The 13,207-nt window shown below is 36.2% G+C and carries 6 protein-coding genes; 2 read left to right on the forward strand and 4 right to left on the reverse strand.

Going from position 1 to position 13,207, the window contains the following annotated elements; all coding sequences use genetic code 11:
• Positions 1–7 precede the first annotated feature (7 nt).
• The 4 genes from ABD917_RS03390 to hfq form a co-directional block, all read right to left on the reverse strand.
• The gene (locus tag ABD917_RS03390) at positions 8–1,099 is read right to left on the reverse strand and encodes a COX15/CtaA family protein (RefSeq protein ID WP_345118696.1); all 1,092 of its coding nucleotides are present in this window, start codon (positions 1,097–1,099) and stop codon (positions 8–10) included.
• A 119-nt stretch (positions 1,100–1,218) separates the two neighbouring features.
• Complete coding sequence (locus ABD917_RS03395; protein ID WP_345118697.1) at positions 1,219–2,991, reverse strand: hypothetical protein; 1,773 nt, start codon at positions 2,989–2,991, stop codon at positions 1,219–1,221.
• Positions 2,992–3,131: 140 nt separating this feature from the next.
• On the reverse strand, positions 3,132–4,475 hold the full coding sequence (gene hflX / locus ABD917_RS03400; protein ID WP_345118698.1) for a GTPase HflX: 1,344 nt from the start codon (positions 4,473–4,475) through the stop codon (positions 3,132–3,134).
• 55 nt (positions 4,476–4,530) lie between these two features.
• Complete coding sequence (gene hfq, locus ABD917_RS03405) at positions 4,531–4,770, reverse strand: RNA chaperone Hfq (protein WP_345118699.1); 240 nt, start codon at positions 4,768–4,770, stop codon at positions 4,531–4,533.
• 724 nt (positions 4,771–5,494) lie between these two features.
• On the opposite strand from hfq, the gene ABD917_RS03410 reads away from it, so the two are divergent.
• A complete protein-coding gene (locus tag ABD917_RS03410) occupies positions 5,495–10,045 on the forward strand; it encodes a hypothetical protein (protein WP_345118700.1) in 4,551 nt (1,516 codons plus the stop codon).
• A gap of 639 nt (positions 10,046–10,684) precedes the next feature.
• Positions 10,685–13,003 carry an NADP-dependent malic enzyme gene (locus tag ABD917_RS03415; RefSeq protein ID WP_345118701.1) on the forward strand — a complete coding sequence of 773 codons (2,319 nt, stop codon included), beginning with the start codon at positions 10,685–10,687 and terminating at the stop codon, positions 13,001–13,003.
• Positions 13,004–13,207: the final 204 nt, after the last annotated feature.

Consider the following 13,207-nt stretch of genomic DNA (forward strand, 5'->3'; position numbering starts at 1 on the left):
AAAGCTATTATTCAACAGCACGATATGCTCCTTTTGTCGCACGCCAATGTGCAACAGAAAAACATAAGACTACTAACGCAACACTTTGGTGAATAAGCCCTAAGCTTATAGGCACTTCATGGAGTAAGGTGAAAATACCCAAAAATGCTTGAATAGAAATCATAATAGATAGCAAAAATGCACGACGCGAATGTGTTGAATTTGGAACACTCTTTCGCAGATACAAAGCATGAATAACTGCCATAACGAATAAAAAATAAGCAAAAAAACGATGGACAAATTGAACTGTTAAGGGATTTTCGAAAAAATTGCGCCAAATAGGAGTATGTTGCAACAATCCATCAGGAATAATCTGATCATCCATAAGGGGCCATGTATTATAAACTTTTCCAGCATGGAGCCCTGCAACCAAAGCACCTAAATAAATTTCAATCAAAATAAAAACAACAAGCCATCCCGCAAAATATTGTATCCTTTGGTCTGCTGGTTTTTCGGAATATTCTGCGAGCCCTCGTGATAAATAAGTAACAAAAATAATAACAAAACAAGCTGTTATAAGATGAAATGCCAAACGATATTGGCTCACGCTGGTCAAATTACTTTGGCCAATACCTGAAGCAACCATCCACCAACCAATGAATCCCTGAAATGCAATAAGAACCGGAACAATAGTAAGTTGAAGTAAGATATTTTTTTCAACGCGCTTAGTCGTCCAAAACCAAATTAAACCGAATAAAGCGACAAGACCAACAAGACGCCCTAAAACCCGATGTGCCCATTCCCACCAAAAAATTACCTTAAAGGCACTTAACGTCATATCACTATTAAGTAGCTTATATTGCGCTATCTGTTGATATTTTAAAAACTCTTCTTGCCATTGGTCTTCACCAATTGGCGGAATAACACCGTGAATCGGCTTCCACTCAGTTATCGATAACCCTGATCCCGTCAAGCGGGTAGCCCCCCCCACTAAAACAATTGCCAAACAAAGGAATAAAATAGAATAAAGCCACAAGCGAATTTGTTTTCTATTTTTTTTCTGCAATGGTGTCAAAACTCTCTCATTCAATCTCTTTATGCTCATCTCTGATTGCCCCACGTCTCTCTCCAATCATAACCCACTTCAAAACTTAAACATTAAAAATCTCAGCCATTTTAAAGTATGTACTACAACTTTAGCACAAGACAAGGGTAATACTATAATATGCAATTCATATTCTATGGTATAGATGATGCAACCACACGGTAAACAGTTTTTGGAAATTGACGCACCATTTTTAATATCCAATCCTGTTCATCAAGAGCAACACTACAGATATAATGGTCTGTTAGCCTTGCAAATTGTTCAACCCCATATTTTGGTTCGCTCTCCATCTCTAAAAGAATGAAATCATAATCTTTTTTAAATTCTTGTAAGAGATTGGGAATATCATTTGAAAAATCTTGTGCAGATACAGCACTCGTTAACCCTTGAGGAAGAATATCAACTCCCGTGTCATAATCACGATAAATAACATCCTGTAACTGAGCATTTCCTGTTAAAATATCACTCAATCCTCTATGTGGACCAATGACTTTCTCTATTTGTTGACCAGAAATATCCACCAACAAAATCGTTTTGTGCTCTTTGATGAGATGAAGAGAGAGTTTTGCTGCTGTTCGTGCAGCTTCTGGTCCAATGATTGAAATAAGCACTGCAGTGTGACGCTTCAGAAAATCAGATAACCCCTCTATTGTAACAAAAAATTCAAGTTCTTTCATTCTTTCAGATACGAAAGTACTTTCACTATTTTTATGATTTTCTCTTAGTTTATTTTTCCTTATCATAGGATATTGACGAAACAACAATACCCCTCCCAAAAGAGTAATTAAACTCGTAAAAACACTGATAATAAAATTTTTCCCATAAAGATCCATAAAAGGAATTTCTGTTAATGTTGTTGGTACAACCACCTGAACCTTTATGTTTTGCAAAAGAGAAAAATCCTTACTCATCTCTTTGCTTTGCAAAGCTACTACAGCTCTTATTCTATGTTCGAGCTCATCAAACATTTGATTCAAAGATTGGGATTGATCTTTTGCAAAAAAACTCATCCTTTTTTTAAGTTGTTTTTCAAACTCTATTGCAAGAATCTCATCTGAGTGAAATTGATGAACGATTTGCAAAATTTTATTTTCTAATTGCTGAGAAACCGCCTCTAATTCTGCCGTCATTGCTTTAATTTGAGGATGTGTCCAGCCTAATTGCACAACCATATGCGCTCTTTGCGTTTCTAAAAGATTACGTTTAGTTTCTAATGCAGAAATCATAGGGTGACTTGCAATAAATGATAAAGACAGTAAAGACTGTCCATTCTCGCGCGCTATACTAATAGTAGAATTCAAACTCGTTAAATGAATACGCTTTAAAGTTGCTTCCGTTAACTGCACAGAAAGATCATGAAGCTCTGTTTGTTTTACATTGTGATAAACGAAAGAATCAACAGATGAACGAAATCCATGCACAATATCGAAAATCTCATTCTTATCATATTGTTGAGTCGTTTTCTGTTCCATTAACAATAATTTTTGTTTCTGTTTTATGATTGCTTTTGAAAAGGCGGAAAACCAAACCTCTAATCCATGTTGAGCAGATTCAAGTGTTTCTGCTTCAAAAATAAGATCAAAGAAATTACCATTGCGGAATAAACGAATATTTTCACGAAAATCTTTCTCGCGAGAGTTTCCTAAAGAAAAACTCTGTAAACTTGAATTGTTTAAAATTATGGGCTGAGATAAGAGAAAAGCAATAACATTATTTTGTTTCTCAATTGGCAAAGGCTTTCCTATAGAATCCGATATTGAAAATGTTAAACTTGCGCGATAAACTCGTGGCTGAACAAAATAATACATCCAAACCAAAGATGTACAAAGCACTGCTAACAACAAAACAACAAAAATGTTTTGCAATACTGTGCGTACCAACAGTTTTCTATCGCACTTAAGAATCATCTTTATTTCAACCAGAAAAATACTTCATAATTTTTACTTAAGAGAAAGTAGTAACTATCCTCTTAACTTGAAGTCATATTATTTTGTGATAAGAAAGTCGTAAAATTTAAGAAAAATATTCAATAATAGCTGAAAAAACTTTAGTTCAGATTTTGTTTGATATGCTCTAAGCGTTTTTTTGCTTCACAGGTAAGTACTGCTCTAATGGTAACAGAACCATCATCATGCCCTTCCTGCATGATCTCACCAGAATTTTCATAAAACCAATCAATAAGCGACATTTGATGAGGTCTTAAAAGACATTCAACCTTTTGTATTTCTCCAAAAATTCGCTTTTCAATTGCTGTTGATAATTGATCTAACCCATCGTTCATGAGCGCTGATACCATTACCGCAGGATTTAATCGTGTTTTTGCGTTTGTTTGCAAAACATTTAACGCCTGCTCATCCAATAGATCAATTTTGTTCCAAACTTCTATGATACGTTTTGTATCATCAATATCAATACCAAGACTTGAAAGTACTCTCAAAACATCCTGCGCATGTACACGATGGTCAAAATCAGACATATCTCTCACATGAAGAATGAGATCCGCTTCAACAACTTCTTCAAGAGTTGCTCTAAAAGCGGAAATCAAATGCGTTGGTAAGTTAGAGATGAAACCTACCGTATCAGACAAAAGAATAGTTTGTCCATGAGGAAGAACAACTTTACGCAAAGTTGGATCCAGTGTTGCAAACAACATATCCTTTGCCAAAACATCTGCACCACTTAAACGGTTAAAAAGCGTTGATTTTCCTGTATTGGTATATCCAACTAAAGCAACAATAGGATGGGATGTTTTTTTTCTTTTAGCTCTATGAAGAGCACGTGTTTTAATAACTGTTTCTAATTCACGGCGAATCCGAATAATTTTCTCTTGCAAAAGACGTCTGTCTGCCTCGATTTGTGTCTCACCAGGTCCTCCTAAAAAACCACGACCACCACGTTGCCTTTCCAAATGTGTCCAACTACGCACAAGCCTGCTTTTTTGATAAGACAAATGTGCCAATTCAACTTGTAGAACCCCTTCTTTTGTTCGCGCACGCTTCCCAAAAATTTCAAGAATGAGAGCCGTTCTATCGATAACTTTACAATGCCATAACTTTTCTAAATTACGCTGCTGCACTGGCGTTAAAAAATAATCTACAATCGCAAGTTCAATAGAAGATTCACTTATATACTGAGCGAGTGCCTCTACCTTACCTTTTCCAAATAAAGTTGCTGGACGAAGCGTAACAATATTAATCGTCTCATGATAAACAACTTCCAACCTTACAGCTCGGGCAAGCCCTAAGGCCTCTTTAAGCCGAGACGATATTGAATCCCCACTTGCGGTATTTTCACTTTTGTCTTCTTGATAAACCGGTACCAAAACAACAGCACGAACTTGTTTTTCAACACGCGAAGGAAAACCCACAAATCTCTTATTTTCATTTGTCATGTCAACCAAGCACTTTTAAACATAGGATAAGAGATCTCAAAGTGAAGTGGCTTGTTTATTCAGAATTTTCTCCTTCAAACATCTGCACAGATTGCCCAGGCATAATTGTAGAAATAGCATGCTTATAGACCAATTGCGCATGTCCATCACGACGTAAAAGAACACAAAAATTATCAAATGAAGTTACAATACCTGTTAGCTTAACGCCATTTACAAGAAAAATTGTAAGAGAAATTTTTTGCTTGCGCACCGTATTTAAAAATACATCTTGCAGGTATTGTGATCGCTCTGCCATTATTCTTACACCTTTATCTCGAATTGCATTAGAATACCCGTGCACGCATATCGACTGAAAAATATCCAATTGTCAACGCAACAACCTCAAAATTTAGCCAAAGACACCCTACTATCAAGAAAAAACATCTCTTTAAAGATAAGGAGTACAACAACCTATAAAAACATTAACGAATACGCAATTTTTCCAACTTTCACTTTTTAAAATACCATGAAAAGATAAGTTCCTTTTTTTATGTCTCGCAACATTACACATACTATACACTTTAAATCATGTGTACTTTAAAAAACGCATAATAGTAAATTTCCCCCATTAGAATCAATAGAAATTATCAGAATGAGAGCATGATTCGTTAATTTTATCGAAAAAAATGCAATGATTAGGTATATATCCACAAATGGACTTTCTTACCGCAGACTTTTTAAAAATATCGTATATAACTCACATGAAATTGCCCTTAACACAAATATAACAAGCTTATAATTCTACCTGTAAAGCAGAGTTGTGAACAATATTTTCATTTTGTTTAAATCAAACAATAGTTTGTTTTTATTAAACTTTACAACACTTTTAAACAAGTTAATGCACTGCGTTAACTTTAATCTTGATAAGTTTTTAAAAATTTTCTTGGGGCATATTCCTTTCTAAATAATTAACAGCTAGTATGTCAGAATATCTGAAGAAGGAGGTATCCTTTTTGGGTCTGTAAGAGTACGAGGCAAGTATGGCACGTAGAACTAAGTTACAAACATTTGAAATTGAAGTCGAAGAAGCTCTCTCAAAAGCTATGAACTTTGACTTTGATAACGCGGAGATTGAAACAATACCATCTAATAGTTCTGACAATGTCATTACTGTAGATGAGCTCATTCAAAAGATTGCAATGGCAGAAGAAGAAGTTTTCGCTGAAAATGGCACTTCAACTCTTATTTCCAATATTCATGATAGTGCTGTTGTTGATGAATCCGTTGTTGAACAGCTTTTTGCTCCCAAATCTGGATCTGAACTTGCAGGCGGAACTGTTCGTAATAGATTATTATCCACACAACTTCTTCCTGCTAATGATGATATAACAACTCCTTTAAATTTTGAATTATTAAAGCAACGTTCTACCTCTCGAATTTACTGGTGTACAACAGCACTCAGTGCTTTATGGGCAACAGGAAGTGCTATTATAGCTCATAAGCTAGCTCCTGCTGGACTCAATTCCTTATCGGATATTACCACTTTTGTTACCTCTCCAGCTGGGCTAGCTGTAACAGCTGGAACAGTAATTCCTATCCTTATATCTTGGGGATTTGCTCAACTAACAAAACGCTCCAATGAATTGCATAATATTGCTCTTCTCATGACCAATGCTGCACAACGTTTGAGTGACCCACAAAATATCTCTGAAAAACAAGCTATTGCTATAGGACAAACTATTCGCGAAGAAGTAGCGGCCATGAATGAGGGGATTGAGCGCACCCTTGGACGTGCTGTTGAACTTGAAGCAATTATACAAGGAGAAGTTCATAACCTAGAACAAGCTTATGCTGAAAATGAATCGCGCATTCACACACTCATCAAAGAATTAAGTAATGAACGTATAGCTATCTTGAACCATGCTGATCGAGTTCAGTCAACAATTAAAGGAACACAAGAGCAACTGAATGATGAATTTGGCTTGGTTACCTCCAAAATTGTAACCAATGTTGAAAAGCTTGCGCAAACTCTTTCCCAAACTTTACAAAAACAGGGGGAAGATCTTGTTGAAAGGCTTTCCTATGCTGGTGATGGCGTAACGAGTCAACTCGTTGAAAAATTTAATCAAACCACAACACAGATTCAGCAAAAAAATACAGAATTTTTTCATGAATTAGGAAAAAATTTTGATAGTTTCTCAAAACGTTTTAATAATAATGAAAAGCAAATAGAAAAAACTTTTAATGAAACTGCTGCTAAAGCTGAAGGGCATATTGCTAAGATTGCAACGCATATACAAACAGCAACAGAGCAAACTCTCCATAATGTTGATGAAAAGTTTAAAATATTAGATAAATCTATTATTGATCGCAATAATCAGTTTCTACAAAATTTTGATGAAAAAGTTATACAGCTCGATGAGAAAGCATACAAACTCTCTTCTAAATTTGACAACATAACTTCAGAAGCAATTGAAGCTTTTGAAAACCGTTTAGCAAGTGTTGATCTTTCTCTTAAAGAACACAGCAATTCCATAATTGAATCCTTCATAGCACGCAGTCAAACCCTAGAAGATAATGCTGAAAAACTTGGTAATTTCTTAGAAACTCATGTCTTGCAGATTAATGAAAATCTCCAAGAAAGAACGGCTGATATTACCGAAGCCTTTACAAATGGACGTGAGACTATACTCTCTGCAATCGATGAGAGCAAAGAGAAATTAAAAGAAGAAGTTCAACATATCGATAGTACTATCGTTGATATCATACAAGAGTGTTCGCAAGACTTTAAATTGCAACTTTCTGATCAAAGATCTCTCATGGCAAACATGCTCGACAACGAAAAGAATAAATTTGCCGATACGTTGAAAACTCAAATAGGTATCTTAGCGCAAAATACTTCAAATCTTGGAAAGGTTTTGATTGATAATGCTCGAATCGTTGATCAGCATGCAGAAAATCATGTTGCAAATATCGTTCAATGCACAGAAAACTTACAAAAAGTCATTGCACAAAGCTGTAATACAACGAAAGATGCTTTAGAAGCACAAGCTAGAAATATTGATATTCGTGCCGATGCACTACGTGATTCTCTGGCGATTAATAGTTTTTCTCTTAACGAGGTTCTTGCCGATCAAACACGTATACTTGAACAGCGGATGGAAACGATTCATAATCTCATTGCCAAAAGTGACATACATGTTGATGCTGCATTAAAACAGCAAATAGATCTTGTTGAAGATGCAATTGCTGCTAATAGTAAAAACATTACCGAAACTGTTCAAGGTCATATCAAAAATCTCGAGGGACATGCTGAAATTCTAAAGAATACTCTCTCTCAATCTAACGGAACATTCTTTGAAGCCCTTGAAACACGTATAGGAACACTTGATGAGAGTTTAGAAAATCATACCCGCCAAATTTTTGAGCGTGCAACCAACCTAGAAGAAGCATTTTCCGCAAAACTTGGTCAAGTATGTGAAACTATAGAGATGCAGACATCTGCCCTTGAAAAACACTCTGATTCATTACAAACATCTATCATTTTTAATAATGAACAAAGTCAAGCGATTCAACAAGCTCTAGAAGCAAGTGTTGATAATATACGGATTACCTTGGAAGATTCCGTTAACACAGTTACAAATAGCTTGCATGATAAAGCTGTAGAAGCCTCCGATATTCTTTCTTCTACAAGTGAACAAATAGTTTTATCTGTAGAGAATGTTACCACAAAAGCAGAAAATATTCTCTTAGAATCTGGAACCCGCATTGTATCAAATGTTAAACAAACAGTTTATGATACCAGTGAAAAAGTTTTATCCGTTCTCTCTGAGCAAACAGCTCATACACTTGAGGCCTTCACAACGGCCAGTCATAATGCACAAGCATTGTTGAATGAAACCATTCACACTTCAACAACAGAAATTGAGCACGTCCTCAATGAGCGCTGCAATGTTCTTCATCACTCCATGCAAAATCTAAAAAATAATTTAGGATATCAACTTTCTGATGTAAGTGATCGTTTGGAAGAAGCAAAAAATCAAACAGCTACTCAAATTTTAGAACATGTTGGAAAAATTACAGAACTGACAAGCCATTTAAATCAAGCAGCGCGAAATACTACGGAATCAATTGGTTGTTTAACACATCGTCTGGGCGAACAGCTCTCCCTTTCAACACAAGAAGCTGAACAAAGGATTTATGCACACAATGAATCTTTAGTGAATAGCTTGGCACAGACCAACTCTGAAACTCTTCAAACAGTAACTGCTCTAAAAGATGATCTTATCGATAATGTATCATCCATCGTTGCACAATTGAATCAATCAATTGGCAATTTCCACGAGAATAATAATGTTTTATTATCAACAGTTCAAAATATTGACGGTCAATTTAGCGAAGCTGCAAATAATTTTTTCCGCAATACTAATCAAGTAGCAGAGCATTTATCAGCCTCAAATCAAGCGCTCCATAACAATGTTGAGGTTCTGCAAGGACTTTCACAAAATACATTTGAACAAATTAATCATATAACAAGCCGTTTTGGTGAACATGCTAAAACACTTTCTGAAACTATTCATGTTCTCGAGCAGTCCGAAAATTCACTTGGTGCAACCCTTGAAGAAAAACGCAATATGCTCTCTGCATTAAGCGATTCACTTATTTCAAAATCTCATGAAATTAATCAATTGATTGTGCATTATGAAAATGTTCTCAACCTAGCACTAGAGCGCACGGATAAAAATGCGCGACACTCCACCCATTCGCTTCAAGAATCACTAAACCAGCTTATTAATGAAGCTTCAGTGCGTTTTTCAGGAGCAGCAAAAGATATACGTCGCTCCGCAGATGAAGTTCGTTTAGAGCTTTCAAGAATTAACAACGATATTAATGAGAATGTTCAAAAACTTCCAGAAAAGACAAAAGAAACAACGCAAACAATTCGCACTGCTCTGAATGAACAGATTACAGCGTTAAAAGACTTGGTAAGCATTATACAAAAAAATGCCCATGAACAGATAATGTCGACGCTTCCTCCATCATCAACACTTAAGAAGAGTGATAGTCTTTCTTCTGAAATTGTTAAAAAAATAGTGCCTCCTAAACCTGTTTTGCAACAAGATCAAAGCAAAAAACGGCAAAATAAATGGGTGTCGAATCTCCTAGAAAGAGCTTCACGTGAAGAAACTTGGTATGATGAAATGCCTGATGACACTGTTTTTGCACCGGTACAAACTAAAACACATTCTGCACATGAATCGCTTAATTCTTTAGCAGCGAGTATAGTACAAACCATGAACCATAATGCTGTTGTTGAGCTATGGGATCATTATCGCCGTGGACAAAAAAATATCGTAACAGAACGCCTTTATACGTTAAATGGAAAAACGATATTTGAAATGATTAAGAAAAAATATATGAGTGATATTGATTTTAAACGCTCAGTTAACCAGTATATTATGGATTTTGAAAAGCTATTACGTGATGGATCGCGGAGTTCTGGTTCTTCCAACGCAATTCGGAAGTACCTGATATCGGATACTGGAAAAGTCTATACTATGCTTGCCCATGCAAGTGGGCGCATTCAATAGCCAGCAATAAAAGTGGAAAAAATATTTTTCCACTTTTTCTTTTTTTGTTATTATGACTATTCTCTATCGTATAATGTATTTGTAATGTTGTGTATCAAAAAGGTTGGGGAAATGGTTGATATGAAACTTTCTATAATATTTTAAATAATTTCCCTATAAAGCAGCATAATACGACAGGATAAGTATAACTCCTGATACTTGTTTTATTTCCCTTTCATTCCTTCATTTTTCTTGTCAACAATAATAGTCTGTAAATCTTATCTTCACTTTATAGAAACCTCAAGAAAGCATATATTTATGACAATTCGGTTCAATGAATAAGCGACTCTCCTCTATTCTTCTCAGCCAGCATTGCAAAAAAAACAACGGCTTGGTAATGTAATCACTCGTAATATTTTACTTATTTTTAAACTGGCTAATTTCTACGAGCTTTTGTTAAGGAGTGAACACCAAATTGTACTGATAGCAATGAACTTGTTTAATAAGGGCAAATACAAAGAAACATCAGACTGATTAACGATCTAGGAAAATTTTCTCATGTATTTTTATACTTTAGAAAAATGAGGATCTATCAGGGGAAAAAACTTATCGTAGATGGAATAACTCATATAAACATACACTAACCTGGATACCGTAAAAATGTCTACAGAACGAAATAGTGATTTCAGTTTACAAAAAGCTGAGCTTGACAGTGCGGCGCTTTTTTATCACCAACATCCCAAACCTGGGAAATTGGAAATACAAGCGACAACACCTCTTGATAATCAGCGTGATCTAGCTCTTGCTTATTCTCCAGGTGTTGCAGCGCCATGTCTTGCAATTCATAAAGATCCCAATCTTGCCGCGCAATATACTGCTCGTTCTAATTTAGTCGCGGTTATATCAAATGGGACCGCTGTTCTTGGGTTGGGAAATATTGGTCCACTAGCTTCAAAGCCCGTTATGGAAGGAAAGGCTGTTTTATTTAAAAAATTTGCCAACATTGACGTTTTTGATATTGAAATCAATGCACCCACCATTGATCAAATGGTAGAAACTGTATCTGCCTTAGAGCCTACATTTGGTGGTATTAATCTTGAAGACATAAAAGCTCCAGAATGTTTTGAAATCGAAGAAAAACTTCGCTCTCAAATGAATATTCCCGTTTTCCATGATGACCAACACGGAACTGCCATTATTGTTTCTGCTGCCGTATTAAATGCCTTAAATCTTTCAGGAAAAAAAATTGAAAATGCAAAAATAGTTTCCTCAGGCGCAGGTGCCGCAGCTTTAGCTTGCATTAATCTTTTGGTTCGTCTGGGAGCAAAAGTTGAAAATATTTGGCTTAGCGATTTAGAAGGAGTTGTTTATGAAGGTCGCGAAACACTCATGGATCGCTGGAAAATCAATTATGCACAAAAAACGAATGCACGAACATTATCCGAGATTATTGATAATGCAGATATTTTTTTAGGTGTTTCAGCGGGAGGTGTTTTAAAACCTGAATATTTAAAAAAAATGGCTCCAAATCCACTCATTTTAGCGCTTGCCAATCCAATACCAGAAATTATGCCAGAAGAAGCACGTTCTGTAAGGCCAGATGCAATGATCTGTACAGGACGCTCTGATTATCCAAATCAGGTTAATAATGTTCTCTGTTTTCCCTATATTTTTCGTGGTGCATTAGATGTTGGAGCTACTGCAATTAATGAAGAAATGAAAATGGCTGCAGTTCATGCAATAGCGGCTTTAGCCCGTGAAGAAACTTCAGATATTGCAGCACGTGCATATTCAAAGAAACCACCCAGTTTTGGTCCAGATTATCTCATTCCCTCCCCCTTCGATCCACGCTTAATACTACGCATTGCACCTGCTGTTGCTAAAGCTGCAATGGAAACTGGTGTAGCGATTCGGCCAATTGAAAATATGGAAGCCTATTATGATATCCTCAATCGATTCGTATTTCGTTCTGGATTAACAATGAAGCCTGTTTTTGCAGCAGCAAAGACAGCAAAACGTAAACGTGTCATCTATGCCAATGGTGAAGATGAGCGTGTGCTTCGAGCAGCGCAAATTGTGCTTGAAGAACAAACTGCAATTCCTCTTCTTATTGGCCGACCTCATGTCGTAGAAGCAAGATTAAAGCGCTTGGGTTTAAGAATTCGCCCCAGCGTAGATTTTGAACTTACAAATCCCGAAAATGATCCACGTTTTCGTGATTATGTTAATTTATTTCTTCGTTATACGGGAAGACGTGGCGTCTCTCCTGAAGTTGCAAAAACAATTGTCAGAACCTCAACAACAGCAATTGCAGCCCTCGCCGTGATGCGTGAAGAAGCTGATGCAATGATTTGCGGCTTAGAAGGGCGTTTTGAGCGTCATCTTGAACTCATTGAACAAGTTATTGGACTTGATGCCAATATTCGTCATTTTTCTGCTGTAAGTTTACTTATTTCTCCGCGTCGGACTCTTTTTTTAACGGATACTTACGTTAATGAAGACCCTTCTGCAGAAGAAATAGCAGAAATGACAGTATTGGCCGCACAAGAAATTGAAGCTTTTGGTATAACACCCAAAGCGGCATTATTATCACACTCAAACTTTGGTTCAAAAAATACAGAAAGTGCACGCAAAATGCGCCGTGCAACCGAAATTCTTGCCAAATTATACCCCAATTTAGAAGCCGATGGGGAAATGCACGGCGATGCTGCACTTTCTACAATTTTTCGTGACCGTGTTTTCCCTGATTCACGCCTCAAAGGGGAAGCTAATTTACTTGTCTTTCCAACACTTGACTCCGCTAATATAACACTTAATCTTGTGAAAAATCTCACCAATGCACTTCATGTTGGCCCTATTTTGATTGGAGCCTCACGTTCTGCACACATCTTAACACCTTCAGTAACTTCACGAGGAGTGGTAAATATGACAGCTCTTGCCGTCCTTGCTGCGAATAGAAAAACTTCTAGTACAAAGTAAATGAAAATAACTAAATTTCACAGTAAAATTCTAAATTTTGCAAAAATATTGAAATGTATAATTTCACGCACTGCAAATGTATTTGCCTTATGAGAAAGACAGCAGCATTCTAAGATTAAGTCTTTTTTTTGCAGGGAAAAAAGGCTAGAAGAATTGTGTTAAGTGTATTTTGAATTTATCAACTTTATAATAAGGAATTGTACA

It is taken from the genome of Bartonella pachyuromydis (genome assembly GCF_039543065.1).
Lineage (GTDB): Bacteria > Pseudomonadota > Alphaproteobacteria > Rhizobiales > Rhizobiaceae > Bartonella > Bartonella pachyuromydis.

What these genes read in the sequence shown, in the direction of transcription:
- ABD917_RS03395 (WP_345118697.1), bottom strand. Translation starts at nt 2,991, where the DNA reads ATGATTCTTAAGTGCGATAGAAAACTGTTGGTACGCACAGTATTGCAA.
- ABD917_RS03415 (WP_345118701.1), top strand. Translation starts at nt 10,685, where the DNA reads ATGTCTACAGAACGAAATAGTGATTTCAGTTTACAAAAAGCTGAGCTT.
- hflX (WP_345118698.1), bottom strand. Translation starts at nt 4,475, where the DNA reads ATGACAAATGAAAATAAGAGATTTGTGGGTTTTCCTTCGCGTGTTGAA.
- ABD917_RS03410 (WP_345118700.1), top strand. Translation starts at nt 5,495, where the DNA reads ATGGCACGTAGAACTAAGTTACAAACATTTGAAATTGAAGTCGAAGAA.
- hfq (WP_345118699.1), bottom strand. Translation starts at nt 4,770, where the DNA reads ATGGCAGAGCGATCACAATACCTGCAAGATGTATTTTTAAATACGGTG.